Origin of the sequence: Halomonas pelophila (assembly GCF_040196315.1) — a bacterium.
GTDB classification, from domain to species: Bacteria; Pseudomonadota; Gammaproteobacteria; order Pseudomonadales; family Halomonadaceae; genus Halomonas; species Halomonas pelophila.
Window position 1 is genome coordinate 207,225 of the sequence record NZ_JBEGCI010000003.1, and the last position, 24,845, is coordinate 232,069.

General features: G+C 63.8%; 26 protein-coding genes. 14 read left to right on the forward strand and 12 right to left on the reverse strand.

Annotation, left to right across the window (positions count from 1 at the left end):
• Position 1 precedes the first annotated feature (1 nt).
• From ABE957_RS04425 to ABE957_RS04445, 5 genes are all read left to right on the forward strand, one after another.
• Positions 2-331 carry a hypothetical protein gene (locus ABE957_RS04425; RefSeq protein WP_349757467.1) on the forward strand — a complete coding sequence of 110 codons (330 nt, stop codon included), beginning with the start codon at positions 2-4 and terminating at the stop codon, positions 329-331.
• 4 nt (positions 332-335) lie between these two features.
• On the forward strand, positions 336-680 hold the full coding sequence (locus tag ABE957_RS04430) for a LexA family protein (RefSeq protein ID WP_349757468.1): 345 nt from the start codon (positions 336-338) through the stop codon (positions 678-680).
• A gap of 68 nt (positions 681-748) precedes the next feature.
• Positions 749-1,984, forward strand: coding sequence for a hypothetical protein (locus ABE957_RS04435; RefSeq protein ID WP_349757469.1), 1,236 nt, complete (start codon positions 749-751; stop codon positions 1,982-1,984).
• Positions 1,977-2,513 carry a hypothetical protein gene (locus ABE957_RS04440; RefSeq protein WP_349757470.1) on the forward strand — a complete coding sequence of 179 codons (537 nt, stop codon included), beginning with the start codon at positions 1,977-1,979 and terminating at the stop codon, positions 2,511-2,513. The genes ABE957_RS04435 and ABE957_RS04440 overlap by 8 nt, the downstream gene beginning before the upstream one ends.
• Positions 2,501-4,450, forward strand: a complete 1,950-nt coding sequence (locus tag ABE957_RS04445) for an AAA family ATPase (protein WP_349757471.1) — start codon at positions 2,501-2,503, stop codon at positions 4,448-4,450. The genes ABE957_RS04440 and ABE957_RS04445 overlap by 13 nt, the downstream gene beginning before the upstream one ends.
• A gap of 64 nt (positions 4,451-4,514) precedes the next feature.
• Here ABE957_RS04445 and ABE957_RS04450 read toward each other — a convergent pair whose 3' ends face one another.
• Positions 4,515-5,885, reverse strand: coding sequence for a contractile injection system protein, VgrG/Pvc8 family (locus tag ABE957_RS04450; RefSeq protein ID WP_349757472.1), 1,371 nt, complete (start codon positions 5,883-5,885; stop codon positions 4,515-4,517).
• 134 nt (positions 5,886-6,019) lie between these two features.
• Between ABE957_RS04450 and ABE957_RS04455 the strand changes: the two genes are divergently transcribed.
• Positions 6,020-6,637: a hypothetical protein gene (locus tag ABE957_RS04455; protein ID WP_349757473.1), complete on the forward strand. Its 618-nt coding sequence runs from the start codon at positions 6,020-6,022 to the stop codon at positions 6,635-6,637.
• Between the two features lie 296 nt (positions 6,638-6,933).
• Here the strand turns inward: ABE957_RS04455 and ABE957_RS04460 are convergent, their stop codons facing one another.
• The gene (locus ABE957_RS04460; RefSeq protein WP_349757474.1) at positions 6,934-7,131 is read right to left on the reverse strand and encodes a DUF4113 domain-containing protein; all 198 of its coding nucleotides are present in this window, start codon (positions 7,129-7,131) and stop codon (positions 6,934-6,936) included.
• Positions 7,132-7,219: 88 nt separating this feature from the next.
• Here ABE957_RS04460 and ABE957_RS04465 point away from each other — a divergent pair, with 88 nt between their 5' ends.
• Entirely contained in the window at positions 7,220-8,164 is a 945-nt protein-coding gene (locus ABE957_RS04465) for a LysR substrate-binding domain-containing protein (protein WP_349757475.1), read from the forward strand.
• 3 nt (positions 8,165-8,167) lie between these two features.
• On the opposite strand, the gene ABE957_RS04470 is transcribed toward ABE957_RS04465, so the two are convergent.
• Positions 8,168-9,052 (reverse strand): LysR substrate-binding domain-containing protein, encoded by an 885-nt coding sequence (locus ABE957_RS04470; protein WP_349757476.1) that lies wholly within the window; start codon positions 9,050-9,052, stop codon positions 8,168-8,170.
• Positions 9,053-9,179: 127 nt separating this feature from the next.
• Between ABE957_RS04470 and ABE957_RS04475 the strand changes: the two genes are divergently transcribed.
• Both ABE957_RS04475 and phnX read left to right on the forward strand, forming a co-directional pair.
• On the forward strand, positions 9,180-10,340 hold the full coding sequence (locus ABE957_RS04475; RefSeq protein ID WP_349757477.1) for a 2-aminoethylphosphonate--pyruvate transaminase: 1,161 nt from the start codon (positions 9,180-9,182) through the stop codon (positions 10,338-10,340).
• 73 nt (positions 10,341-10,413) lie between these two features.
• On the forward strand, positions 10,414-11,241 hold the full coding sequence (phnX, locus tag ABE957_RS04480) for a phosphonoacetaldehyde hydrolase (protein WP_349757478.1): 828 nt from the start codon (positions 10,414-10,416) through the stop codon (positions 11,239-11,241).
• Between the two features lie 143 nt (positions 11,242-11,384).
• Here phnX and ABE957_RS04485 read toward each other — a convergent pair whose 3' ends face one another.
• The 3 genes from ABE957_RS04485 to ABE957_RS04495 all read right to left on the reverse strand — a co-directional run bounded on the left by ABE957_RS04485 (position 11,385) and on the right by ABE957_RS04495 (position 13,459).
• Entirely contained in the window at positions 11,385-11,972 is a 588-nt protein-coding gene (locus tag ABE957_RS04485) for an HD domain-containing protein (RefSeq protein ID WP_349757479.1), read from the reverse strand.
• The gene (locus ABE957_RS04490) at positions 11,973-13,106 is read right to left on the reverse strand and encodes a TauD/TfdA family dioxygenase (RefSeq protein WP_349757480.1); all 1,134 of its coding nucleotides are present in this window, start codon (positions 13,104-13,106) and stop codon (positions 11,973-11,975) included.
• A gap of 152 nt (positions 13,107-13,258) precedes the next feature.
• Complete coding sequence (locus ABE957_RS04495; RefSeq protein WP_349757481.1) at positions 13,259-13,459, reverse strand: hypothetical protein; 201 nt, start codon at positions 13,457-13,459, stop codon at positions 13,259-13,261.
• A 489-nt stretch (positions 13,460-13,948) separates the two neighbouring features.
• On the opposite strand from ABE957_RS04495, the gene ABE957_RS04500 reads away from it, so the two are divergent.
• A complete protein-coding gene (locus tag ABE957_RS04500; protein WP_108444723.1) occupies positions 13,949-15,067 on the forward strand; it encodes an alkene reductase in 1,119 nt (372 codons plus the stop codon).
• Between the two features lie 109 nt (positions 15,068-15,176).
• Here the strand turns inward: ABE957_RS04500 and ccoG are convergent, their stop codons facing one another.
• On the reverse strand, positions 15,177-16,613 hold the full coding sequence (ccoG, locus tag ABE957_RS04505; RefSeq protein ID WP_349757482.1) for a cytochrome c oxidase accessory protein CcoG: 1,437 nt from the start codon (positions 16,611-16,613) through the stop codon (positions 15,177-15,179).
• A 229-nt stretch (positions 16,614-16,842) separates the two neighbouring features.
• On the opposite strand from ccoG, the gene mapR reads away from it, so the two are divergent.
• Positions 16,843-18,252: a GntR family transcriptional regulator MpaR gene (mapR, locus tag ABE957_RS04510; protein WP_349757483.1), complete on the forward strand. Its 1,410-nt coding sequence runs from the start codon at positions 16,843-16,845 to the stop codon at positions 18,250-18,252.
• A gap of 157 nt (positions 18,253-18,409) precedes the next feature.
• Here the strand turns inward: mapR and ABE957_RS04515 are convergent, their stop codons facing one another.
• The 3 genes from ABE957_RS04515 to ABE957_RS04525 form a co-directional block, all read right to left on the reverse strand.
• Complete coding sequence (locus ABE957_RS04515) at positions 18,410-18,697, reverse strand: hypothetical protein (protein ID WP_349757484.1); 288 nt, start codon at positions 18,695-18,697, stop codon at positions 18,410-18,412.
• Positions 18,698-18,827: 130 nt separating this feature from the next.
• The gene (gene uraH / locus ABE957_RS04520; RefSeq protein ID WP_349757485.1) at positions 18,828-19,241 is read right to left on the reverse strand and encodes a hydroxyisourate hydrolase; all 414 of its coding nucleotides are present in this window, start codon (positions 19,239-19,241) and stop codon (positions 18,828-18,830) included.
• A 91-nt stretch (positions 19,242-19,332) separates the two neighbouring features.
• Positions 19,333-19,842, reverse strand: coding sequence for a GlcG/HbpS family heme-binding protein (locus ABE957_RS04525; protein ID WP_349757486.1), 510 nt, complete (start codon positions 19,840-19,842; stop codon positions 19,333-19,335).
• Between the two features lie 135 nt (positions 19,843-19,977).
• On the opposite strand from ABE957_RS04525, the gene ABE957_RS04530 reads away from it, so the two are divergent.
• Positions 19,978-20,649, forward strand: coding sequence for a heavy metal response regulator transcription factor (locus ABE957_RS04530; protein WP_349757487.1), 672 nt, complete (start codon positions 19,978-19,980; stop codon positions 20,647-20,649).
• The gene (locus ABE957_RS04535) at positions 20,649-22,058 is read left to right on the forward strand and encodes a heavy metal sensor histidine kinase (protein ID WP_349757488.1); all 1,410 of its coding nucleotides are present in this window, start codon (positions 20,649-20,651) and stop codon (positions 22,056-22,058) included. The genes ABE957_RS04530 and ABE957_RS04535 overlap by 1 nt, the downstream gene beginning before the upstream one ends.
• On the opposite strand, the gene ABE957_RS04540 is transcribed toward ABE957_RS04535, so the two are convergent.
• Positions 22,009-22,500, reverse strand: coding sequence for a universal stress protein (locus tag ABE957_RS04540; RefSeq protein ID WP_349757489.1), 492 nt, complete (start codon positions 22,498-22,500; stop codon positions 22,009-22,011). The two genes, ABE957_RS04535 and ABE957_RS04540, sit on opposite strands and share 50 nt — an antisense overlap.
• A 106-nt stretch (positions 22,501-22,606) precedes the next feature.
• The gene (locus ABE957_RS04545) at positions 22,607-23,512 is read right to left on the reverse strand and encodes a LysR substrate-binding domain-containing protein (RefSeq protein WP_349757490.1); all 906 of its coding nucleotides are present in this window, start codon (positions 23,510-23,512) and stop codon (positions 22,607-22,609) included.
• Positions 23,513-23,727: 215 nt separating this feature from the next.
• On the opposite strand from ABE957_RS04545, the gene cuyA reads away from it, so the two are divergent.
• Complete coding sequence (cuyA, locus tag ABE957_RS04550) at positions 23,728-24,741, forward strand: D-cysteate sulfo-lyase (protein ID WP_349757491.1); 1,014 nt, start codon at positions 23,728-23,730, stop codon at positions 24,739-24,741.
• The last annotated feature ends 104 nt before the right edge of the window (positions 24,742-24,845 follow it).

A 24,845-nucleotide genomic window follows, 5' to 3' on the forward strand; every position in this document is an offset into this window, starting at 1 on the left:
CATGCGGTTTCTGATGACGGTACTCGTTGCCTTGCTCCCCCTGGCGGCCAGCGCCGCCGAGATGCCGCGTTTCGATGTGGAGGCCCACTGTGAGCAGGTGGCCAGCATCAGCGGCGACTCCAGCAACATGCTGTACAACAGCTGCATCGACATGGAACAGACGGCCTACAACGGGCTCAAGGGCCAGTGGTCGAGCCTGCCGATCAATATCCAGAACCATTGTCGCGACGTGGCCAGCGTTACCGGACCGGGCAGCTACAGCCTGCTAGAGAGCTGTGTGGACATGGAAGTGTCCGCCGGCAACAACCGCAGCGAATTCAGCTTCGATTGAGCCTATGCGCCTGACCTATATCGGCCCGGTGCTGGCGGGCCATGACCATCCCGCGCTCGAGGAACTGGATGCTCGGCGGCTGCCGCCAAGCTGTTACCTCGTGGAAGTGGGCGAGGACGCCGGCGTGGACGGCGAGATCATCGAGGGCGACGTGCTGGTGATCCACGAAGCCCGCCCGGTGCAGCACGGCGACCTGGTGGTGGTGCAGGGCGAGGACAGTCTGCGCCTGTGCCGCAGCCATAGGGTCGGCGGGCGCTTTCGGCTGATGCGCACTTCGGGGCCGAAAGAGTCGTTCTTTGCCCGGCAGCCGGATTGCCGGGGCGTTGTGGTGCGGTTGGCCAGGGCATAGCTCATTAACCTCCAATAATTGGGCGCGACTAATTAGAAGTTAAAAAATAGCTGCGCAGGAAGGGATGTATGGATGGACTGATTAGCAGAGAAGCCTCTGATAAAACGAAGGGGTTCCGCTTGCAAAAGTTGCGAGCCATAAACTTAATGCTGGATCTGTATAACAGAGATAAAGCCACTACGTTTTATGTGTTCTACGCGGCTGTAGAGCACTATGAAGATGTGGCTGTTAATTATGCGGACGATATAAGTTCGGAAGCATATCTAGAGGAAGACAAGAATTACAATCCCGAGTCAGGTTTTACAATTAATAGCCATGAAGTCAAGAACTCACTTGTAAGTTTTTTTGATATTTATTCTGCTAAGTGGCGCCACAGTAAAACGTTAAGTTTTGGGTTTCACTCTACAAACCGCATAGCGAAAGAAGGTCGCCCCAAGGCAGTAGAGGAGGCGGGGCTGGAAAATCCCGACAAACCAGTCTTGGAACTTCTGTCTGAACGAAATTATAGCTACCCAAACCTGCTTCCCTTAGTAAAATTTGTGTTGCTGAAAGAGTATCAAAGGCAGTACCCAGAACGAGGTGGTGTCTTCCAGTCTCTCGAAGAAATGTCTGATGATGATCTGATAAGCTTTTTGGACTTGATAACATGGACTTTTGGCGGTGGAGACGAAGATGTCGAGCAAGATGAAGCTTTCGAGAAAATAAGAGCCTGCCCTCATTTCAACGCCCATCTGGAAGGCAAAGAAGAGATAATATTGTCTCTCTTGATGGAAGAGCTAGACAAAAGGCAAGGTTTGGCATATGCCAACGATAAGTTTGTATACTCTTCTGATGTTGAGTTGGTGTATATTCAAGCTGCCGGCGAGATAACTCCTGAACTTCATGATCCTGCGTGGAAAGCGTGGGAGGAAATCGATGCTGATGATACAAGGAACTTGAAAGAAAAGGTTGAGTCAGTCTTTACGGATTGTCCAAGTAAAACTATAAGGCTGCTTTCCCATAAGGCTGTTTCAGCAAAAATCGAAGAGCGAGAGTTTAAGCGAAGTTTTAAGGCGATGAAGTATAGGGTTTACTATACAAGCTTGGAGTATATTTCGCGAGGGGATTTTTCTGAACCATTGACCCTTAAAGATCTTCATTTTCATTTTGACGAGATGCGGAATAAGAGTTGCAAGAAAATTGCTTCTCTTAAGCAGGATTATTCATACAAGTTAAGTGGCGAAGAAGTCGTAGAGAATACTATAATGCAGCTTTTTGATGAATGTTTTTTGGCTTTTGATGAACCGGTAAGCTCTGATGAATGATCAAGTGGATGTCGAAAAAAAGAGGTTGATGTTTATATCTGGCGAGGATTTTTATTTTCTTGCCTATTCGATTTTTGTTATACTGGAATGCTTGGGTTCGAAAAATGGAACATATTTTAAGGACCACAGGAAGCTAGCATTTCTTGTCCCTGTTCTGTCGAATGAAGACCTTGTTGGAATATTCCAACGAAATAAGGGTAAGGTTATCGCGAATGGACTGGACAAAGACCTGGTGAAAGATCTTTATCATGAGGGGGTGTCAAGCCAGGGAGAGATAACTAAACTCTTAATGATGTTGGAGAAAAAAGATTATTTGATATTAAGGAAAGGCTCGGAGAGCGAGGCAATAGATGTTTCGCTTAGTAAAAAGGTTTTCGGGAAAGGTTTGATTGAAAAGAGATTTTTCAACAAAGAGTTTCGAAATTGCGCAGAAATTAAAAGGCTGTTCCCTAGGTTGTCTGTGTTGCGTTTAGATACGTTACTTGAAGGGATGTTTGAGGAAAGAGGTATCGCGCGATGGGGTTTCTGAGAATAAACAGGGTCGTTTATCAAGGTGACCAGTATGAGTTTATCTCTCCTTGGTTAGAGAAAAAGGTCTCTATTATTGAGGGTGATAATGGCACTGGAAAAACTACTTTTTTCGATCTGATTTACCATGGGCTAGGTGGTAAAGTCAAAAAGTTTCGAAGGGATAGTGACGAAAAGCATGTCCAGGTAACCAGCGATACTAATAATTATGCTGAGCTTGATGTTTACGTCAATGGGTCATCTTTTTTGATAAGGCGATACATAAAAAGCAATGATGTTATCGTAGTCCCTTACCGCAAGTGTGAGCACAATAACGCAATTGAGTCTGGCGAGGTAGAAGTATTTCCAGTATATAGAAATGAAGAGTCCGATAAGATTTTTTCAGACTGGCTGCTGGAAAAGCTAGGAGTAAAAACCGTTGAGCTTTATCTTGGTTACAAAAAGTTTAAGATCAATGTGTCTGATCTGTTTAGACTTCTTTACCACAATCAAGCATTAGATCCAAATAAAATATATAAGGCTCCAGACGCAGGTGGGATGGTTTCTGACTCTGATTTGGTTAGAAAGGCTATCTTTGAACTGTGGATGGGCAAGGCTTTCTCTGATTACTATGATGCTATCAATGAGTCTAAAGTATTGGAGAAAGAAAAAAATGATGCAGCCTTCGCATTGCGCGAGTTTAAGAGAGTCGTGGATAAGGGGGCTTCTGATAGAGAGGTTAAGAACCTGTCAGCTCTTTCCAAAGAGCTCCAAGAGATCATAGAACAAGAAGGGAAGCTGCTAAAGGCCAGGGAGGCTTTTAAGAAAAACAGGACGGATCCAGCTTATTCTCTAGAAGATCTGAGTTATTACCAGGAGCTTTTTTCTAGTACCGAGGCGGACTTAGCCAGGCAGAACTCTGAGCTTTTTTCTGTGTACAAAGAAAAGGCCAGTTTGGTGGGGTTGAGAAAGAGCGTCGTGCATGATGCAGAGAGGATAAGCAAGATACTTTATGCTCACAATCAGCTTAACTTGTTTTCTGTTGACACATGCCCTTTTTGTCTTGAGAAAGTTGACAGAGCTAAAGACAGGTGTATTTGTGGGACTGAGATAGATGAGGCTCAGTATGAAAGGTTTTTTTACACTAGTGAAGAATATGGGAAGCTTCTGAAGAGCAAGAAAAAAACCCTTGAAACTATAGAGCTGGCTATTAGAGGTGTGGCTGAGGAAGAGGCGAGGATAAAGCGCGAGATAGCGGATAAAGAAACAGAAGCAGAGAAGTGCAAAGAAAAGATCGGAGATAGTGCGTCACGTGCATTTGACTACGTTGACCTCAACGGTCTTGATGAAATAGACGATAAGATATTACAAGTTAGAACGAATATAAAAGAGATGGAGAGAAGGATAGATGACGAAAAGGAGTTAGATTCTCTCCAAAAAGACTATGATCGCAAGAGAGAAAGTCATGGCAATCAGGAACTTCTGGTCAAAAGGCTCGAGGTTGAGGCTGAGAAAGCCATAAGTGAAATCGTTAAAGATTTCAGTGAAACATACAATGACTTTATGACTAGCGCCCTTGCCGATTGCCGGAGCGCCAGGATTTCAAATGAAGATTACATGCCTATAATTGATAATGGGCATTATCGTGAAGCCAGTTCAGCCGTTCCGAAAAGGTTGATGTATTTTTTGACTATGCTTCGTATGTCTTTGGAGTCTGACAATGTGCTTTTCCCAAGGCTGCTTCTAGTCGACACTCCTGAAACGGGTGGCATAGAAGCTGATCATCTTATTGGCGCTATAAGTCAAATTGATAAGCTGGAAGATTTTAAAAAGGATTATCAGGTGATACTTTCTACTGGGATTTCTAAGTATCCAGGCAACATGAAAGAAAATGTCGTTGTTTTTCTGGATAAGCAGAATAGGCTGTTGAAGAAAAAAGGAGTTGGGTTGTCACAATGAAATTTATAGCATTTGTTTGCTTTCTTTGTTGTCAAGTGAAAGCCAATAGAAGGTTGAGCGGTTACTAGACGGGGTGACGCTCAAAGAGAAGTGAGCAAGTGTAGCCGTTGTCGCTGAGGTCGTGGCTGACCTCGGTGATCAACCAGACGTTGTCATCGATCTCGCGCTTCCAGCCGCTGAGGGTGACTGGCGTCTCGGGGTAGAGCTCGGGGCGGCCTTCGGCGAGGTCCAGTGTGAAGGCGGCGCCGCCGCGCTGGAGACGCTGCCATTCGCTTTCGGCGGCGGCGAGGGCGTCGGCCTGGGTGGCGTAAGTGGGGCGCAGGCGCTTGGGCTCGTCGTCGCTGCCGGCGACGACTTCGCGGGGCTCGGCGTTGGCCGGGTGGTACCACTGGGCGACGACGCCGGTGTAGGCATCGCGGTCGGTGACGCTGTAGCGGTGCTGGTCGCCGGCCTGGCGCGTGAGGCGGATGGCGGGGATCTCGGTGCCGTCGGCGTTGGTGCCGGTGCCCTCGGGGATGAACAGCAGCCGGCCGGCCTTCACGGTGGCGATGGCGTCATAACGCTCGGCCATGCGGGTGAGGAAGTGCAGGTCCGAGTCTTCGGTCTGGTCGATGTGCTCGAGGTAGATGCCCTGGAAGTGCTGACCGGTTCTGGGCTCGAGGTCGTGGCGGCCGGCGATGGTGGTGATGATCTCGCCGAGGGTGATGGCGTCCCAGCTCTGGGTGCGCTTGCCGGGCAGGCCCTGGCGCATGTCTGCCGAGCGGGCGCGAATGGTGATCACGTCCGGCGCGCCGGAATGCTCCACCTCTTCGACGATGTAGGTGCCGCGGTCCACCAGCGGCTGACCCCGCCAGCCCATGGCCAGGTGCAGCTCGGCGCCGCGCGGGGGCAGGGCGAGGCGGCCGTCGTGGTCCTCCAGGGTGAGATCGAGCTGGTCGGCCTCGAGGCCGCGACGATCGGTGAGTCGCAGGTGCTGCAGGCGGGCGCCGACCTGGGGGCTGATGCGCTGGCCCATCAGGGTGAGGCGGTAGTCCGGTGTGCGGGCGGCTCGGCCCGGCTCGCTGAGTAGGCTCATGCCAGTGCTCCATTCAGACCGGTGGCCAGGGCGCGCATGGCGGCCGTGCTGGCCAGCTGGGCGGTCGATGCGCTCGAGCTTGAGGTCGAACTCGATCTGCTGGGCGGCGCCGTCGCGGAAGAAGTCGGACTTCCGCTCGTTGAGCGAGACGATGACGTAGAGGCCGTAGTAGGTGCCTGAGCCCTCGATAAGTGGCCAGGCGGCGGACTGGTTGAGCGTCAGCGCCGCGGCGTTACCGGGTGCTGCATCGGGCGCGGCGCAGATGATGCTGATGATCGCCATTGACTCCGTGCGGATAGTCCGGGTGCTGTCGTTGACCTCGGAGACGCGCACCCCGTGGTGGTATTGATCGAGTACCATGGGAGGCTCCTGCGCAGGGATTCAGCGGGTTCGTGACATCACGCTGGTATCGTGCGGCGCAGGAGAGCAGGGTGTTAGTAGTGAAGGGTGTGAGAGGTATGATTCACACTACCAAGTGGCTATGAGGGAATGACATGGACTGGTCGCAGCTATTTGAAGCCTCTACCTGGAGTGGCTTTACTCAGAATATCTTTTCGACGCCTTCCAATTTCATAGCATTGGCAGCGTTACTCGTCAGCCTGTCCAGTGCTTGGTCATCACGCCATCATAGCCGCCTTTCTGTGTTGCCGGCTTTTGCCACTTGGGCAGATTACCCCACAGCAGAAAACCCTACTTGCACGATTATGCTTAGTAACAAGGGTTTTGGACCGGGCATTATCCAATCATTCGAGGCTTGGCACGGTCACTATCGCATGCCTGGGCGCGCTCATAAGCCGATTCGCTGCCTAATCGAGAGAGTTTTCAAGGGCTATCAGTTGCATGTCGAGAAAGTCGCCGGGCCTGAAAAGGGGCATACGTTTGGAGTTGGAGAGGATCTAGTTCTGGCCCGATTTGATGTTGATCGCGCTATTGTCGATGGTGGAGATGACTACTTCGAAGTCTTTTTCGAACCCGTGTCTTTGCTGATATTTTATCGTGACATCTATGGGCGGGAATGGGTCTACTTGGTGGAAGAGTTTGAAGGGCATACCCACCTTCTGAGATGGTGGAAAAGGCCTTACCTTTGGATTCGATATAAAGGTAAGGTGTAGCCTTTGGCCTTGATTTGATGTTCTGAGTCGGGTTATCCGAAGATCTTTTTATAGTACATGTAGCGAGGTGTTGATTATGACCATCAAGTGTCCATCCGAGTCCATTCCCGGCCTGCCGCCTAAGGATGGTCGGACTTATCGGATCTTCTGGGATGATCCCAGCAGCGACTCCAACATCACCATGTCGACCTTGTCTTTCTCATCCGCGGGGTGGGTGATGAAAATGTCTGAACACTGGGTCGGTTTTGATCGTCTCGATCGTGTACTGGCCCACATGCCTGAGCCACTCAGCTGAGCTATGAGTCGAAAGCGCGCGCCGATTGGCGGGTTGAATCACCCAGGCGCACCGTGCCCTTGCTCATTTTCTCGTTGAGCTCGTCCAGGGTGGCCATGAGCGGGTGGTCACGCTTGAGCGGGGCGGCGCGCTCGGACGTGTGGAGCATAGCGAGCTGCTGGCGGTTGGTGTCGTCGGCACAGGAAAGCGTCGCATTCATTGGGTTGATCGTGTTCCCAACACAACGGCATATGAGAAAATCCCTTCCTCACCCCTGAACAGCACTCCGCGACGTTAAGGCCCCGCCCGTGAGCCACCAGCCCCCCTCCATGAAGTCGCTGATCGCGTTCGAGGCTACCGCGCGCCTGGGTTCGATGACGGCGGCGGCGGATGCCGAGCGCACCAGCCAGCCGACCATCTCCCAGCGCATCCGCGCGCTGGAGGAGCGGGTCGGGCTGCCGCTGTTCGATCGCCAGGGCGGACGGCTGGTGCTGAACGCCCAGGGCGAGCGCTTCTATCGGGAGGTGGCGCCGGGCCTCAAGTCGGTGCGCGAGGCCTGCGAGCGGGTGATGCAGGAGGGGCGGCGGCCGTCGCCCTCGGTGGTCATAGCCGCCGGCTCCGGCTTCACGCACCTCTGGCTGCTGCCGCGCCTGCCGGCGCTCAAGCGGGCCTTTCCGGAGGTCACCTTCCAACTGATGCCGATCGATCGTGCCGACGACCCGGAGCTGCAGGCCGCCGACATCGCCATCCGCTTCGGGCCCAGAACGCCAAACGCCCAGGCCCGCCTGGTGGCAAGCGAGGCGGTCTTCCCGGTGTGCAGCCCTGCCTATGCCGACCAGCACGGCCTGACCGACACGCTGACCTCGGAAGTGCTGCCCGACCTCGCGCTGCTGCACCAGGACATCAAGGACCCGCGCTGGCTCGACTGGGCGCAGTGGTGCCACACCGCCGGGCTAAGCCTGGCGCCCCGCGACGACGTCTTCGCCTACTACAATTATGCGCTGCTGCTGAACGCCGCGCTCGCCCACCAGGGCGTGGCGCTCGGCTGGTCGATCCTCGTCGAGGAGCACCTGGCGAACGGCCAGCTGGTCGCGCTGGGGCCGCGGGTCACGCGGCGCGACTACGGCTACTGGCTCAGCGTCAAGCATCACCGCAGCGCGGTGCTCGAGCCGATCGGCGACTGGCTGATCGAGGCGGTCCACCGCCACCGGCCCGACGACGAGGCCTCTCGGGCTCACGACGCGACGGGCTGAGCCTCACCCCTCGGGCTCGGCCAGGGCCTCGCGCACCACCTCAAGAAATGCCGCCACCAGGCGCCGCTCGCTCTGCTGACGCAGGCAGACCAGGGTTTCGGTCATGCAGTGGCCGCTGTCCTCGATGGTGAGCCGATGCATGCCGGGATGATGGCCGGCCTCGGCCGCCGAGACGATCCCCACCCCGAGCCCCGCCGCCACCAGCTCGAAGACGGCCTCGCGTCCCTCGGCCTCGATGGCCGGCGTGAGCGCCATCCCCGCCGCGCGCAGCTCCGCCTCCAGGGCCTGGCGGGTCATGGAGCCGCGCTCGCGCAGTACCAGCGGGGCCCGGGCGAGGTCGGCCAGGCGGATCGAGCGCCAGCGGGCCCAGGGGTGGTCCGCGGGCACGAAGGCGATCAGCGGGGCGCGGCTCAGCTCCACGCTCAGCAGGCGCGGATCCTCTACCGTGCGGCCCAGCACGGCGAAGTCGGCGCGGTGCTCGAACAGCCGAGAGAGGGCCGCGTCGGTGTTGCCGGTCATCAGCTGGAAGCGCACCCCGGGATGACGCGCCTGGAAGCGGGCGATGAAGCGCCGCACGTGCATCGGCGAGTCCACCGCCAGGGTGAGCTTGCCCGACTGCAGGTCCCGGGCGCCGGCCAGCAGGGCCTCGGCCTCGTCGGCGGCGGCGAACAGCCGCTGGGTGATGCCGAGCAGCCGCTCGCCGAGGTCGGTGAGTTCCACCGAGCGCCGGCTGCGGCGCAGCAGGCTGACGCCGAAGCGCTCCTCGAGCTTGCGCACCTGATCGGAGACCGCCGGCTGGCTGAGGCAGAGGCGCTCGGCGGCCCGGGTGAAGCTGCCGTGGACGGCCACCGCATGGAAGGCGCGCAGCTGCGCGTGGGAGAGGGACATGGTTTCACTATAAGTTCAGCTTGTATCAAAGATACGTTAAATCGATTTTATCTATGGTCAAGCGGCTGGTCTGATGGGCGCCAATGTTCTTTCGCCAACTCGCTTCAGCCAATTCACGGAGCCGCCCATGCCCCTCGCCACCGCCACGCGCCACGTCGATGCGCCCGGTCAGGACGCTCCCTACCTACTGACCCCCGGTCCCCTGACGACCAGCGACACCATCAAGGCCGCCATGCTCCACGACTGGGGCTCCTGGGACGACGACTTCAACCGCCTGACCGCCGAGGTCCGCGCGCAGCTGCTCGAGATGGCCGGCGCCTCGGAGGAGGCCTACGCCTGCGTGCCCCTGCAGGGCAGCGGCACCTTCGCCGTGGAGGCGGCGCTGGCCACCGCCATCGATCGCCACGGCAAGGCCCTGGTGCTGGCCAACGGCGCCTACGGCCAGCGCGCCGCCAAGATTTTGGACTACCTGGGCCGCGAGCACGTGTTGCTCGACAAGGGCGACTATCTGCCGCCCCGGGGCGAGGAGGTGGCGGCATGGCTCGACGCCGACCCCGAGATCACCGACGTCTTCCTGGTCCACTGCGAGACGAGCTCCGGCATCCTCAATCCGCTGGCCGAGATCGCGGAGATGGCCAAGGCCCGGGGCAAGGGACTGATCGTCGACGCCATGAGCTCCTTCGGCGCGGTGCCGCTGAACGTCGAGGCGGTGCCCGTCGACGTCCTGGTCTCCTCGGCCAACAAGTGCCTCGAGGGGGTGCCGGGCTTCGGCTTCGTGATCCTGCGCCGCGACCTGCTCGAGGCCAGCGCCGGGCGCGCCCACTCGCTGAGCCTCGATCTCTTCGAGCAGTGGCGCTATATGGAGCGCACCGGCCAGTGGCGCTTCACCCCGCCGACCCACGTGGTCGCCGCCTTTCACACGGCGCTGGCCGAGCATCGCGCCGAGGGCGGGGTGGCGGGGCGCCTGGCCCGCTACACCCGCAGCCGCGAGCGACTGGTGGCTGGCATGCGCGAGCTGGGCTTCGCGACCCTGCTCGAGGACCGCTGGCTGTCGCCGATCATCACCACCTTCGTAAGCCCCGGCCATCCCGCCTTCGAGTTCGGCCGCTTCTACGCCGAGCTCAAGGCGCGGGGCTTCGTCATCTACCCGGGCAAGCTGACCGAGGCCGAGAGCTTTCGCATCGGCTGCATCGGCCGCCTGGACGTCGCGGTGGTCGAGCGTCTGCTCGCCGCCGTGCGCGAGGCGCTCGACGCCATGGGCGTCGACGACGGCCGTCCGGCGGCCTGAGCCGACACTCTCCACTGACAACACGCCACTCTCTGAAACACGCCACTCCCCCGACAACAACGAGGAACGCTCCATGCACTACTACGCCCCCGACCGCCTGCAGGCCGCGATTCACGACTGGGCCGGCACCGTGGTTGACTTCGGCTCCTTCGCGCCGACCCAGATCTTCGTCGACGCCTTCGCCGAGTTTGGCGTCGCGCTCAGCCTGGAGGAGGCCCGCGGCCCCATGGGCATGGGCAAGTGGGATCACATCCGCGCCCTGTGCGATGTTCCCGAGATTGCCGCGCGCTGCGCCGAGGTGTTCGGCCATGCGCCCACCAATGCCGACGTGACTGCCCTCTACGAGCGCTTCATGCCGCTGCAGGTCGAGAAGATCCCCGAGCACTCGGCGCTGATCCCCGGCGCCATCGAGGCGATCGCCGCCATGCGCGCGCAGGGCATGAAGATCGGCTCCTGTTCCGGCTATCCGGCCGTGGTGATGAAGCGGGTCGTGGAGATGGCGGCGCAGCACGGCTACGAGGCCGACCACGTGGTGGCCTCCGACGAGGTGCTCAACGGCCGTCCGCATCCGGCCCAGGCGCTGGCCAGCGTCATCGCGCTGGGCATCGAGGACGTCGCCGCCTGTGTGAAGATCGACGACACCACCCCGGGCATCCTCGAGGGGCGCCGCGCGGGCATGTGGACGGTGGGCCTGACCTGCTCGGGCAACGCCCTGGGCCTGACCCTCGAGGAGTTCCGAGCGCTCACGCCCGAGGCCCTGGCCGAGGGGCGTGCCCGGGTCGCCCGGGAGTTCGAGGCTTCGCGGCCCCACTACCTGATCGACACCATCGCCGACCTGCCGGGGGTGATCGACGACATCAACGCCCGGCTGGCCCGAGGCGAGATGCCCCAGGCCTGCTGATCGCGAGTCGTCTTCGTTAAGCGCAACGACCGGGCCCAGGCCCGGTCGTTGCGTTGGGGGACGTGGCGGGACGCGCGTCGGGAAAGCGTGCCAGGGAGGGGAGAGCGGGCGCCGGGAGGCGCCCGTCGTCTCGGTGAGGCCGCTCAGAGCTCCAGCGGGTACTCCGTGCCGATCACCGCCGGGTCGAAGGGCTTGCGCGAGAAGACGCGGCGCAGCATCGGCTCGAAGTGCTCGAGGGGCGGAGTGGGGTAGTCCGGGTCGAAGGCGGCCTGGTCGTAGCGTTCGCAGAAGTCGACGCAGCTCTGGTAGCAGGGGTGGTCCCGGTAGCGGTCGCGCTCGTTCGGGTCCTTGCCGAAGTGGTGAGCGAAGTAGTAGGTCTGGAAGAGGCCGTGGTGGTGGACCACCCAGGTCACCTCGCCGCGCACGTAGGGGCGGATGATCGAGGCGGCGAGCTGGGAGTGGTTGTAGGGCGCCAGGTCGTCGCCCAGGTCGTGCAGCAGGGCGCCGACGATCATGTCCTCGTCGGCGCCGTCGGCCTCGGCGCGGGCGGCGGACTGCAGCGAGTGCTCCAGCCGGGTGACCCGGTAGCCGCTCAGGCTGTGCTCCAGCCCGCGCAGCGCGTCCAGCAGGCGATCCACCAGCCCCTCGTTGAACTGCGCCTCCAGCCCCTCGAGGAAGACGTACTCTTCCCGGGTGCCGTCCTTCATCTGGCGAAATGCGACCTGTTCCATTCAGGCGACCTCCTCGATCGATTCACGGTGTTTCAGAAGACTGGCGAAGCGCTCCCGCGGGCCGTCGCTGTCGAGATAGCAGCCCTGCAGGTGGCGACGCCCCTCGTTGCTGTCGTAGCTGGTGCGGCCATGCAGCACCCGGCTGTTATCGAAGAGCATCAGCTCGCCGGCCGCAAGGGCGAAGCGCCGCTCATAGGCGGGGTCCGAGAACAGCTCGCCGAGGCGCTGCCGGGCGGCGTGGAAGACTCGGGTCTCGGCGTCGGAGAGCAGCGGCAGGGCGTCGAGGCGCGGGCTGTAGTGCACTCCGGTCGGATGGCCATCGTCGTCGGTCTGGATCATGGCACGCTGGGTGACGAGCTCGGTGCCGGCATCGACGAAGCGGAAGCGCACCGGGGTGCTCTTGAGCAGCGCATAGCCCTCGGGGGACTCGTGGCGCAGCCGCTCGAGCACCTTGAGGCTGTCGACCAGGGTCGAGAGCCCGCCCTGGGTCTCGTTGATCAGGCAGTGCAGCAGCTGGATGCCCGGCACCGGCGTGCGGTAGGGGTTGTCGGTGTGCGGGCCGAGCGCCACGCTGCGATAGGCCAGGTCGTTGCCGCTCGGCCGCGAGTAGACCTCGAAGTAGCGGCCGAAGTTGGTCTCCTTAACGTAGCCGAAGTGGCGGCCGACCTCGAGGATGCGCTCGGGGTCGGTGGGTACGCCCGTGAGCACCAGGTGGCCCAGGCGCAGGTAGGCGTCCAGGGCGGCGCGGAAGTTGGCCGGCTCGTCGCGCACCCGGGTCCAGTCGAAGCGCACGCGCGCCGGGTCCAGGCCGGCGTCCCAGGGCTCGGCGGCGGGGAAGGTGGCGGTGTCGTCCAGCTCGTCGGCCAGCACGCGCAGGTCATAGGTCTCGCGGTGGCCGTCGCTGAAGGCGAGCGCCGCGTGGTGCTCGTCGATCCGGGTGACCTCGGTCAGCGTCAGCGCCGTGTCGATGGCGTGGGAGTCGAACAGGCGCTGCTGGGTCATCGGCTCCAGCTGGTCGGGCGACTGGGTGCGCTCGCGCAGCCACAGCGGGCTGAGCTCCCGGGTGGCATCGCCGTCCTCGAGGCCCACCGAGGGCGGCTGCTCGTGAAGGATGAATGCGGGGCGAGTGGGCATGACGGGCATCCTCGTATGGCGTCGATCATCGGGCTTTCGATCGCCGGCATGGTGGGCGTCGCGCCGCCCGCGGGGTAGGGCCGCGGGCTTATCGCTCACCATGCATTTTTCTTATGCCCCTCACGAAAGCCCATCGTCCAGGGCCTTCGCCGTCATCGCGGATCTTGCCGACCACGGGGACTCTGCGGCCGCGCGCCTGACAGGCTACGCGCGCCGCGCTGCGCCTCGAGGATGGCGTCGTTGCGCAGCTCCGGGCGCACGATGTCCTCCTCGGCGAGCAGGGCGGCCAGCGTGTGGCGGCGCGTGACGGCAGCGGCGGCCGGGGTCTGAGGGGTGGCAGTGCGGTGAGTCATGATCGTCTCCGTTTCCCCTGACATTGGACAGGATGGTTCGGCCAGCGCCGACCCAGGGGAGAGGAGTCGCACGCCGCTTTAGCTGCATTTCTATTCCGCCCGCAAGTTGGTGCTTAAATCGGCGGCGGCCCGGGGGCCAGGCAACAAAAAACCCGCTTTGCATGGGCTAAAGCGGGCCTTCGGCGGCGCTTTAGCGGCATTTGTAGAGCGCCCGCAAGCTGGTGATCAAATCGGCGCTGACGCCAGCATAGGCCGCGCCGGGCTCGGATGTAAAGCGCGGACGCGGCCCGGGGGGCCAGGAACAGCCTGACGCCGGGGGCCCTGCGACGGCGGCACGCGGCCGCCTTGGATATCGATTATCACGTTAACGATTAGCAGGGGTAGCCAGCGCTAGGAGGTTGCTAGTAAACTGGTCTAATCATCGAGCCGGTCGAGTCGCCCGCCGAGGCGCCGACCCCAGATCCGACCCATCGAAGAGGACGTTGCCGCATGGCGTACGAGACCCTGCTGACCCCGACCCGCCTGGGCAGCCTGACGCTGCCCAATCGCATCCTGATGGCACCGCTGACCCGGGCCCGCACGCCCGATAGCGTGCCGGGCGAGCTGCAAGAGGCCTATTACGGCCAGCGCGCCGGCGCCGGCCTGATCATCAGCGAGGCGACCAACATCTCGCCCACGGCCAGGGGCTACGTCTATACCCCCGGCATCTGGACCGATGCACAGGAGGCCGGCTGGAAGGGCGTCGTGGAGGCCGTGCACGCCAAGGGCGGGCGCATGGCCCTGCAGCTGTGGCATGTGGGGCGCGTCTCCCACGAGATGGTGCAGCCCGACGGCCAGGCGCCAGTGGCGCCGAGCGCCCTGAAGGGCGAGGGCGCCCAGTGCTTCGTCGAGTTTCCGGATGGCAGCGCCGGTCGCCACGAGACCAGCACCCCGCGGGCCCTGGAGACCGACGAGATTCCCGGCATCGTCGAGGACTACCGTCAGGCGGCGATCCGCGCCAAGCGGGCGGGCTTCGACATGGTCGAGGTGCACGCCGCCAACGCCTACCTGCTCAACCAGTTCCTGGCCACCGGCACCAACCGGCGCACCGACCGCTACGGCGGCTCGATCGAGAACCGCGCCCGCTTCCCGCTGGAGGTGGTCGATGCGGTGGCCGAGGTGTTCGGGCCCGCGCGCACCGGCATTCGCCTGACCCCCTTCATCGAGATCTTCGGCCTGACCGACGACGAGCCCGAAGAAATGGCCTTCTACCTGATGGAAGAGCTCTCCCGGCGCGGGTTGGCCTACGTGCACGTCAACGAGCCCGACTGGGCCGGCGGCGACGTCAAGTTCAGCGACGACTTCCGTCGCGCCCTGCGCGAGCGCTTCAGCGGCAGCCTGATCTTCTGCGGCCACTACGACGCCGAGCGCGCCCAGCGGATCATCGACGACGGGATCGCCGATGCGGTGGCCATCGGCCGCTCCTACATCGCCAACCCGGACCTGGTCGAGCGCTTCCGCGTCGACGCCCCGCTCAACGAGCCGAACCCCGACACCTTCTACGGCGGCGACGAGACGGGCTACACCGACTATCCGTTCCTGGACAACGGCTACGATCGTCACGGCTGATCGCCCCGCTTTGCGATGTTCCATGCTTTGCTGTTTGGCCCCCTCGATGAGGGGGCCTTTTTTGTGGGCCGTTGGGAGGGATCGGTGAGGGACGATTCGCGAAGGGCCCTTAGCGCGGGGCGGACGGCCCCAGGAAGCGGGTCTCGCGCTCGATCGCCAGTGCCGAGTCGCGGGCGGCGACGCGCAGCGTGACGGGGTGGCTCGGCCGGGCCAGGGCCTCGGGGGCGGCCTCGAGGGCGATGCGCCAGCGCTGGGTGGCGTTCGCGGCCACCTCCATGACGTCGGGGCCGACCAGGGAGAGGGCCGGCAGGCCGGTCGCCTCCAGGCGGAAGCGGTGCGCCCGGTCGTCCTGGTTGCGCAGGGTCAGGGTGTAGTGGTTGACGACGCGCCCCTCCGCGACCTGGGTGAAGAGCCGCTGGCGGTCGCGTTCGATCTCGAACTGCAGGGGCGTGCGTTCGACCATGAACGCCACCATCAGGGCGACCATCACCACCAGGCCGGCGGCGTAGCCGACCAGCTGGGGACGCAGGATCCGCGAGGCCCGGCCGGCCAGGGCGTGCTCGGTGGTGTAGCGCACCAGGCCGCGCGGCTTGCCGAGGCGCTCCATGACGCCGTCGCAGGCATCGATGCAGGCGGCACAGCCGATGCACGCGTACTGCAGGCCGTCGCGGATGTCGATGCCGGTGGGGCAGACCTGCACGCACAGCTCGCAGTCGATGCAGTCGCCCGCCGGCACCTGCTGGTTGTTGGCCTTGTGCCGGCGCTCGCGGCGCGGCTCGCCCCGGGCGGCATCGTAGGAGACGATCAGGGTGTCGGCATCGAACATCACCGACTGGAAGCGGGCGTAGGGGCACATGTGCAGGCACACCTGCTCGCGCAGCCAGCCCGCGTTGAGGTAGGTGAACAGCGTGAAGAAGCCGATCCAGAACAGCGCCCAGGGGCCGGCGTCGAGGCTCGCCAGGTCGACGACCAGATTGCGGATCGGCGTGAAGTAGCCAACGAAGGTCAGGCCGGTGACGAAGGCGATGGCAAGCCAGGCGCCGTGCTTGGCGGCCTTGCGCCACAGCACGTCGAGGCGTCGGGGCGAGCGGTCGCGGCGCATCCGCCGGTGCCGCGGCCCCTCGAGGCGATGCTCGAACCAGAGGAACAGGAAGGTCCAGACGCTCTGCGGGCAGGCGTAGCCGCACCAGACGCGCCCGGCGAGCATGGTGATCAGGAAGAGGCCGAAGGCGCAGACGATCAGCAGCCAGGCCAGCAGGATGAAGTCCTGGGGGTAGAAGGTGGCGCTGAAGAGGTGGAACTCGCGGCTCGGCAGGTCGAACCAGACGAGGGGGCGATCGCCCCAGCGGAGCCAGGGCAGCGCGAGGTAGAGCGCCATCAGCGCCCAGTTCGCGCGGCGGCGCAGGCGCTGGAAGACGCCCTGGACCTCTCGGACGTAGAGGCGTGAGCGTGGGGCGGGCCTCGCCGGCGGCGAGGTGTCGGCGGGATCGTGCCGACCGACCCCGGTCTCGGGCGCCAGGTCGTGCAGGGGGATGCGTTGGGTCATGTCGATATCCGGAAGAGGGCAGGCGGACGATGGCCGCACTATGCGCGTGGGGTGCGGCGCATAACAGACTCAGATGGCCGACAAAAAACCGGATCAGATGCTCGCCGTCCGCCGTGTCACAAGGCTTTGCGCTGTGCGGTGGCGTCTGCGGTCGAGCGGGGCTGTTTTCGCGACGAGCCCCCCGGCTGGGGTATGCTGACGGCCCCGCGATGCGCCGGACAGCCAGCCGATGAAGCGTTACGAACAGTTCGCCGACACGATTGCGACCCTCATCCGCCAGGGCGTGCTGGCGCCCGGCGAGCGCATTCCCTCGGTGCGCCAGGCCAGCCGGCACCACGGCATCAGCCCCTCGACCGTGTTCCAGGCCTACTACCTGCTTGAGCGCCGGGGGCTGATCCGGGCGCGGCCCCGCTCGGGCTATTTCGTGCGCGAGCAGGCCCGGCGCCTGATGGAGGAGCCCCGGGTCTGGGGGCAGCGGGCGGATCCCGCCGAGGTGGACGTCAGCGAGCTTGTCTTCTCGGTGCTCGAGTCGCTTCAGGATACCCGCACGGTGCCCTTCGGCTCGGCCTTTCCGAGTCCCGCGCTCTTTCCCCTGTCACGCCTGGCGAGCAGCATGGCGCGGGGGCTGCGCGAGCTGTCGCCCGACGCGGTGATCGCCGACATGACCACCGGCCATCCCGACCTGCGCCGCCAGATCGCCCTGCGCTACATGCTCGGCGGCATGCAGCTGCCGATGGAGGAGCTGGTAATCACCAATGGCGCCATGGAGGCGCTGAACCTGGGCCTGCAGTGCGTCACTCAGCCGGGGGATCTGGTGGCCATCGAGGCGCCGGCCTTCTACGCCAGCCTCCAGGTGCTGGAGCGGCTCGAACTGAAGGCGGTGGAGATCCCGGTGCATCCGCGCGAGGGTATCGACCTCGATATCCTCGAGGAACGCCTGGCGACGCTGCCCATCAAGGCCTGCTGGTTCATGAGTCATCTGCAGAACCCGCAGGGCGCCAGCCTCGGCGACGCGCGCAAGCGCCGCCTCTACGCTCTGCTGAAGCGCCATCGGCTGCCCATGCTCGAGGATGACGCCTACGCCGAGCTGTACTTCGGCGCCACGCCGCCGACGCCCGTGAAGGCACTCGACGACGCGGGCCTGGTGATGCACTGCGGCTCCTTCTCGAAGTGCCTGGCGCCCGGTTATCGGGTCGGCTGGGTGGCGGGCGGGCACTTCGCCGCGGCGATCTCGCGTCTCAAGCTGATGACCACCATCTCCCCGTCGATTCCGGCCCAGGCGGCCATCGCGGACTACCTGCAGCGCGGCGGCTTTGACCGCCACCTGCGCACGCTGCGCCATGCCCTGGAGGCGCAGCAGGCCGCCATGCTGGCCTCCGCCGACCGGCACTTTCCCACCGGCACCCGGATCACCCGGCCCGAGGGCGGCTACTTCCTGTGGGCCGAGTTTCCGGAACGCGTCGACTCGCTGCGCCTGTTCCGCATGGCCCTGGACCAGGGCGTCAGCCTGGCCCCGGGCCCCATCTTCTCGGCCACCCAGGGCTTTCGCCACTGCGTGCGCCTCAGCTACGGCCACCCGTGGACGGCGCGCAGCGAGCGGGCCATGGAGACGTTGGGGCGTCTGCTCGCCTCGTTCTGATCCTGATGCATCCCCAGCCCCACGGATCAACGTGTCGCCCGGATTCGCGTGCCCCAGACGCAACGATGCCAGGCGGCCTGGGCCGACTGGCATCTTCGCTATTACTCTACTGCTTTATGTCATCCGGCACCCGATGGCCGGGTGCGCGGTGCGGCGGTTAGCTGCCCGTCGCCTGGCGGGCCGGAGACAGGCCGCTCGGCATCAGGGCCAGGTCGCGGGTCGCGTTCTGGCTCTGCTGGAGGCGCTGGCGCGCCTGCATCATGGCCGTGGAGTCGCCGAGCATGCCGCCGGCGAAGACCTCCAAGTTGGTCATGTCCATCGGCGCGGCGAAGGAGATCGTCGCCTCGTTGAGGCTCAGGGCACGCTCGGTGGCCGGATCGGCCTGGGCGGTGCCGGCGAGCATGACAGTGGCCAGCATCAGGCCAGCAAGTGACTTGGACAGCATGGTAAACCTCCAGCAATAGCGATATCGGAACTTGAGTGAACGGTCTTACGTGAACGGTCTTGCGTGAGCGGGCGTGAAGGAACTCGCTGGCGTGAATCGACTCTGACGGGCCGATTCACGCCGGCGGTCATCAGTTACCGCGGTAGGTGGAGTAGCCGTACGGGCTGAGCAGCAGCGGCACGTGGTAGTGCTGCTCGGTGTTCTCGACCTGGAAGGGCACCGGGATCTCCGGGAAGAAGGTGTCGATGTCGCGCTCGGCGAACCACTCGCCGGTCTCGAAGGTCACGCGGTAGACGCCTGCTTCGAAGGCTTCGCCCTCGGGGTACAGGGCGGAAACGCGGCCGGCGTCGTCGGTGGTGGCGGTGGCCAGGGATTCCCAGCCCGCGTCGGTGCGACGCTCGAGCTCGACTTCGACGCCCGGCGACGGCTGGCCGCTCTGGATGTTGAGCACGTGTACGCTCAACGGGTTGTCGGCGGCCATGGCGGTGGCGGCGGCGCTGCTGAGGGCGATACCGGCGGCGACGGAAGTGAGGATCTTCTTCATGGATGACTCCTTTGGGGTGGTGTCGAACCCGTGCGGGACACGGTGGTCGTGGGTCGTTCGAAACGGGGGTCGTGACGGCGGCGAAGCCGGCTTACCGGGCGGCGCTGGCCGGGGGCAGCACGTCCTCGATGGCGCTGAGGGCACAGCCCTCGTCAATGGCGGAGCCGCCGGCGCCGGCCACGCCCAGGGCGCCGATCACCTCGCCGTCGACGGTGAGCGGCACGCCGCCGCCGAGCAGCAGCAGCTCGTCCAGGGTGTTCAGGTTGGCCGACTCGGGATCGTCCCGGGCGATCCGGGAGAGCGCGCGGCTGGTGGTGCCGGTCGAGAGCGAGGTGAAGGCCTTGCGCTGGGCGGCCACGGTGTTGTGCGGGCCGATGTTGTCGTCGCGCTGCAGGGCCACCAGGTTGCCGCCGCGATCGACGGCCGCCACCACGGCGGTGCGTCCGTCGGCATGGCAGGCCTCGAGCGTGGAGTCGACCAGGCGATTGGCCAGCTCCAGCGACAGGTTCTGCTGCGTCAGGCCTGCACCGGTGTCGGCGAGCACGCTGCCGGCCAGCAGGGCGGCGCCGAGCAGGGGCAGTCGAGCCAGTCGTGATGTCATGAGAACCTCCTGATGAATTGACGAGGCCATCGTGACACCCAGGCCTCGTCAATCACCTGACGGCAGGATTACAGCTTTGTAATGGGCAAGGGGGCCGGGTCCGGCTACTCTGTGGCGATTTCGCGGAGGGGCGGTATGCGTATCCTGGTCGTAGAGGATGAACAGAAGACCGCTGACTACCTGTGCAAGGGGCTCAGCGAGTCGGGGTATCGCGTCGAGGTGGCGCGTGACGGCTTCGACGCCCAGCATCTGTTCACGGAGGGGGAGTTCGACCTGGTCATCCTCGACGTGATGCTGCCGGGCCTGGACGGCTGGCAGCTGCTGCAGTTGATCCGTCGCCGCAGCCAGGTGCCGGTGCTCTTCCTGACCGCGCGCGATGCGGTGGAGGATCGCGTCAAGGGGCTCGAGCTGGGTGCCGATGACTACCTGGTCAAGCCGTTCTCCTTCGTCGAGCTGCTGGCGCGGGTGCGCACCCTGCTGCGCCGCGGCCCGCCCCGCGAGACCGAGCACTTCCGCGTGGCCGACCTGGAGATGGACGTGCTGCGCCGCCGGGTGACGCGCCAGGGCGAGCGCATCGCGCTGACCAACAAGGAGTTCGCGCTGCTGGAGCTGTTCCTCGACCGCGAAGGGGAGGTGCTGTCGCGCACCTACATCGCGTCACGGGTCTGGCAGATGAACTTCGACAGCGACACCAACGTGGTGGAAGTGGCCGTGCGCCGGCTGCGCGCCAAGGTCGACGATCCCTACACCCCCAAGCTGATCCACACCGAGCGCGGCATGGGCTACGTGCTCGAGGACCGCTCCTGATGCCGACGCTCAACTCCCTGGCGGCGCGCCTGGCACTGCTGTTTGCCCTGGTCAGCGTGCTGCTGCTGGGCAGCATCGGCGCCTACCTCTATCACTCGCTGAATCGGGAAATCGCCTGGCGCGACGATCAGATGCTGCGCGGGCGCCTGGAGCGCATGGAGGCGTTGCTCGACGACGGCGAGAGCGTCGCCGCGCTGCGTCAGCGCCCCCAGCTCTATGCCAACATGCTCGGCAACCGCGACAGCCTGCTGTGGATCCTCGACGCCCGGGGCGAGGTGCTGATCGAGGTCAATCCGGGGCGCCTGCCGGTGCCCGACCTGCCGGCAAGCGACGAGGTGCGCCTCGACGACGTGTCCGGTGCGATCCCGGCACGCCTGGCCTGGCAGACCCTGGAGCAGGGCGGCCGGCCGCTGACACTGGTGGCCGGCAAGCTGCTCGACGAGCGCCGGCAGATGCTGGCGGCCTACCGGCTGCGGCTGTGGCTGGCCCTGGCCGCGGGCGCGCTGCTGGCCTTCCTGCTGGGGTGGGGGGTGAGCCGGCGGGGGCTGCGACCGCTGCGCCGCCTGGCCGAGCAGGCCAACCGTATCGACGTGCGCCACCTGGATCGGCGCCTCAATGACGAGGGCGAGACCCAGGAGATCGGCGCCCTGAGCCTGGGGCTCAATCGAATGCTCGATCGCCTGGAGGAGGGCTTCTCGCAGCTTGCCCGCTACTCCGCGGACATGGCCCACGAGATGCGCACGCCGCTGACCAACCTGCTGGGCCAGACGCAGCACACCCTGCGCCGGGAGCGCAGCGCCGAGGAGTATCGGCAGTTGCTGGAGTCGAACATCGAGGAGTACGAGCGGCTGTCACGCATGATCGACAGCATGCTGCTGCTGGCGCGCACCGAGAATCCTTCGAAGGAGATCCCCCTCGAGATAGTCGACCTGGGCCTGCTGGTCGAGCAGCTCTGCGAGTATTTCGAGGGCATGGCGGAAGAGGACAGGCGCGAGCTGATCCATCACGCCAGCGGCAGCGTCGAGGCCAACTGCGAGCTGCTGCGCCGGGCGCTGGCCAACCTGCTGGCCAATGCCCTGCGCCACGGCCGCAGCGGCACGCCGATCCGCGTCAGCACCCTGACCACGGCGGAGCGGGTCGAGCTGCGCGTGCAGAACCAGGGTGACGTCATCGCGCCCGATGATCTGTCGCGGGTGTTCGAGCGCTTCTATCGCTGCGACCCCGCGCGCACCGGCTCGGTCGATTCCGGCGGGCTGGGGCTTGCCATCGTGCGCTCGATCGCCCAGTGGCACGGCGGGGAGGTGGGCGTCGAGAGCAGCGCCGAGCGCGGCACCACCTTCACCCTGTCGCTGCCGAGGGTCAGTCGCGACGCGGCGGTACCACCACCACCGGCACGTGGGAGCGCTTGATCACGCCCTTGGTGATCTTGCCCGCATAGGTGGCCGAGAAGCTGCGCTTGTTGGCCGCCATCACGATCATGTCGCTGCCGCGGCGATGGGCGAAGTCGGTGATCACCGAGGCCGGATAGCCCTCCAGCACGCTGCGCTTCATCTCGCGGGCACCGAAGGCGTCACGCAGCTCGGGGTGGCCGGCCCAGAAGGTCTCAATCTTCGCATCCAGTACTTCACCGGCCTCCTTGAGGCGCTGCGCCCGCAGGGTCTCGAGGATCTCCCGATCCGGGATATTGACCCTGAGCGTGTTGACGACGTCATCGGACAGCGACTTGACCGCGTGCAGCACCTCCAGCTCGGCGCCGGTGGCCACCGCCAGCCCCACCGCCTGTGCCAGCACCGGGTTGCAGTCGATCTTCAGCCCCACACAGCAGAGGATGCGACGGATACCATGGCTCATGATGCCTCCTCGGACGGCGCGGCGCCCAGGCGCCGCGCGATCGGTGATGGTTAGTACTCACTAGCTTATCGCACTCGGCCCATGGCGCCGAGCCTTCCCGCCGCGCTCATATCGTCGGTGGCCGGTCGTGCATCAGCTGCCACAGGGTCTCAAGCGACGTGGACTCGACGTCGGGCTGGCGATAGCAGGCCACGACCAGCTTCGGGCCGCCCAGCAGGTCCCGCAGCGAGACCAGCCGGCCCGCCATCAGGTCCTCCTCGATCAGGCCATGCGGCAGCCAGCCGATCCCCAGGCCCGCCAGGGCCAGCTCGCGAATGCCGATCGTGAACGAGGTCTCGCACACCAGCTCGGTATCGAAGCGGCGCTGGAGGTCGAGCAGGTAGGGGCTGGCCAGCACCCCGCCGAGGAAGCTGTCCGCCTCGTAGCCGATCAGCGGCAGGTGCGCCTTGCCCCCGAGATCGAACAGGGGGTGGCCATGCTGGTCGGCGGCGCAGATGGGAATCAGCTGCTCCACGCCCAGCGGGACGCGCTCGATCTCCTCGCGATCCAGAAACAGCGGCGCGCCCTCGAGCTCGCTGCACAGCAGCAGGTCGGCCTCGCCGCGCTGGAAGTGGCGAATACAGTCGCTGCGATCCGACGACCTGACCTGCAGGCGCGCCTCGGGCGCCTGCTGACGGAAGTGACGTAGCAGTCGGGGGAGGTAGCTCACGGTGAGGGTGTGCTGGGTGGTCAGGATCGCCCGGGGGCCGTGCAGGGCATCCGCCCGAATGCGGCTGCGCATGGCGTAGAGGCGTGCCAGCCAGTCGCGCATCGACGGCTCGTAGGCCCGCGCATGGGGCGTGAGGGCGAGACGCGTCGAGTGGCGATCGATCAGTTCGACCCCCAGCCACTCCTCCAGCTGGCGGATGCGTCGCGAGAAGGCCGGCTGGGTGACGTGCCGCATCTCCGCGGCCTGGGAGAAGGTGCCCGCCTCGATCAGCGCAAGAAAGTCTTCAATCCACTCAATCTTCATCACAATCTTCCAGGGATCAATGCCGGTTCAGTGGTATCTGTGGCGTATGCAAAAAAGTAACCGTTCACGAGCATCTTGGCATTGGTCCGCATCGGCGTGCAGGTATTAGTTTTAGGACAGACCGGTCGGCGGTGAACCAGGGTTCGCCGGCCCGTTGACCGTCTCATTTCGAGAGCACGCTTATGCCACAACAAATTACTCGCCTGGAGGCTCGTATGCATCTTTCCCGCTTTCCCCGTGTCCGCCTCGGCCATATGCCGACGCCCCTTGAGCCGATGGACAACCTGAGCCGTCTGCTCGGCGGACCGCGCCTGTGGGTCAAGCGCGACGACTGCACGGGGCTCTCCACCGGCGGCAACAAGACCCGCAAGCTCGAGTTCCTGATGGCCGATGCCCTGGAGAAGGGCGCCGACACCATCATCACCCAGGGCGCGACCCAGTCTAACCACGCCCGCCAGACCGTCGCGGCGGCCTGCAAGCTGGGCCTCGGTTGCCACATCCTGCTCGAGGATCGCACCGGCAGCCACGACCCGGCCTACAACTACAACGGCAACGTCTTCCTCGACCAGCTGCACGGCGCCAGCGTCGAGAAGCGCCCCGGTGGCACCGACATGGCAGCCGAGATGGAGACCCTGGCCGAGAGGCTGAAGGGCGAGGGCAAGACCCCCTACATCATTCCCGGCGGCGGCTCCAACGAGATCGGCGCCCTGGGCTACGTCAACGCCGCCCTGGAGCTGCTGGCCCAGGCCAACGAGATGGGCCTGCAGATCGATCACCTGGTGCACGCCACCGGCAGCGCCGGCACCCAGGCCGGCCTCGTCACGGGCCTCGCCGCCTGCAACTCGGGCATCCCGGTGCTCGGCGTCGGCGTGCGCGCGCCCAAGGACAAGCAGGAGGCCAACGTCTTCGCGCTGGCTCAGAAGACCGAGGCCAAGCTCGGGCTCTCCGGCGTGGTATCTCGCGAGGACGTGGTGGCCAACTGCGACTACGTCGGCGAGGGCTACGGCATCCCCACCGAGAGCATGGTCGAGGCCGTCACGCTGATGGCTCGCCAAGAGGGCATCCTGCTCGACCCCGTCTACTCTGGCAAAGGCATGGCGGGCTTGATCGACCTGATCCGCAAGGGCCATTTCAAGGAAGGCGAGAACGTGGTGTTCCTGCACACCGGCGGCAGCGTGGCCCTGTTCGGCTACCCCGATGCCTTCGGTTTCCCCGACTACCAGGCGTGATGGCAGGCCTCCGGCCATTCGCTGGCCGCGAGGGGGCCGAGACGTCGTCCCCGGGGCGCGCCCCGGGGGATTCATCAGAGATCTGAGCCGTTAGCGCCATTGCG

Bases quoted from the DNA above. Each gene is read 5' to 3' on its own strand.
- ABE957_RS04425 (WP_349757467.1), top strand. From the start codon at position 2: ATGCGGTTTCTGATGACGGTACTCGTTGCCTTGCTCCCCCTGGCGGCC.
- ABE957_RS04430 (WP_349757468.1), top strand. From the start codon at position 336: ATGCGCCTGACCTATATCGGCCCGGTGCTGGCGGGCCATGACCATCCC.
- ABE957_RS04435 (WP_349757469.1), top strand. From the start codon at position 749: ATGGATGGACTGATTAGCAGAGAAGCCTCTGATAAAACGAAGGGGTTC.
- ABE957_RS04440 (WP_349757470.1), top strand. From the start codon at position 1,977: ATGAATGATCAAGTGGATGTCGAAAAAAAGAGGTTGATGTTTATATCT.
- ABE957_RS04445 (WP_349757471.1), top strand. From the start codon at position 2,501: ATGGGGTTTCTGAGAATAAACAGGGTCGTTTATCAAGGTGACCAGTAT.
- ABE957_RS04450 (WP_349757472.1), bottom strand. From the start codon at position 5,885: ATGGTACTCGATCAATACCACCACGGGGTGCGCGTCTCCGAGGTCAAC.
- ABE957_RS04455 (WP_349757473.1), top strand. From the start codon at position 6,020: ATGGACTGGTCGCAGCTATTTGAAGCCTCTACCTGGAGTGGCTTTACT.
- ABE957_RS04460 (WP_349757474.1), bottom strand. From the start codon at position 7,131: ATGAATGCGACGCTTTCCTGTGCCGACGACACCAACCGCCAGCAGCTC.
- ABE957_RS04470 (WP_349757476.1), bottom strand. From the start codon at position 9,052: ATGTCCCTCTCCCACGCGCAGCTGCGCGCCTTCCATGCGGTGGCCGTC.
- ABE957_RS04475 (WP_349757477.1), top strand. From the start codon at position 9,180: ATGCCCCTCGCCACCGCCACGCGCCACGTCGATGCGCCCGGTCAGGAC.
- phnX (WP_349757478.1), top strand. From the start codon at position 10,414: ATGCACTACTACGCCCCCGACCGCCTGCAGGCCGCGATTCACGACTGG.
- ABE957_RS04485 (WP_349757479.1), bottom strand. From the start codon at position 11,972: ATGGAACAGGTCGCATTTCGCCAGATGAAGGACGGCACCCGGGAAGAG.
- ABE957_RS04490 (WP_349757480.1), bottom strand. From the start codon at position 13,106: ATGCCCACTCGCCCCGCATTCATCCTTCACGAGCAGCCGCCCTCGGTG.
- ABE957_RS04495 (WP_349757481.1), bottom strand. From the start codon at position 13,459: ATGACTCACCGCACTGCCACCCCTCAGACCCCGGCCGCCGCTGCCGTC.
- ABE957_RS04500 (WP_108444723.1), top strand. From the start codon at position 13,949: ATGGCGTACGAGACCCTGCTGACCCCGACCCGCCTGGGCAGCCTGACG.
- ccoG (WP_349757482.1), bottom strand. From the start codon at position 16,613: ATGACCCAACGCATCCCCCTGCACGACCTGGCGCCCGAGACCGGGGTC.
- mapR (WP_349757483.1), top strand. From the start codon at position 16,843: ATGAAGCGTTACGAACAGTTCGCCGACACGATTGCGACCCTCATCCGC.
- ABE957_RS04515 (WP_349757484.1), bottom strand. From the start codon at position 18,697: ATGCTGTCCAAGTCACTTGCTGGCCTGATGCTGGCCACTGTCATGCTC.
- uraH (WP_349757485.1), bottom strand. From the start codon at position 19,241: ATGAAGAAGATCCTCACTTCCGTCGCCGCCGGTATCGCCCTCAGCAGC.
- ABE957_RS04525 (WP_349757486.1), bottom strand. From the start codon at position 19,842: ATGACATCACGACTGGCTCGACTGCCCCTGCTCGGCGCCGCCCTGCTG.
- ABE957_RS04530 (WP_349757487.1), top strand. From the start codon at position 19,978: ATGCGTATCCTGGTCGTAGAGGATGAACAGAAGACCGCTGACTACCTG.
- ABE957_RS04535 (WP_349757488.1), top strand. From the start codon at position 20,649: ATGCCGACGCTCAACTCCCTGGCGGCGCGCCTGGCACTGCTGTTTGCC.
- ABE957_RS04540 (WP_349757489.1), bottom strand. From the start codon at position 22,500: ATGAGCCATGGTATCCGTCGCATCCTCTGCTGTGTGGGGCTGAAGATC.
- ABE957_RS04545 (WP_349757490.1), bottom strand. From the start codon at position 23,512: ATGAAGATTGAGTGGATTGAAGACTTTCTTGCGCTGATCGAGGCGGGC.
- cuyA (WP_349757491.1), top strand. From the start codon at position 23,728: ATGCATCTTTCCCGCTTTCCCCGTGTCCGCCTCGGCCATATGCCGACG.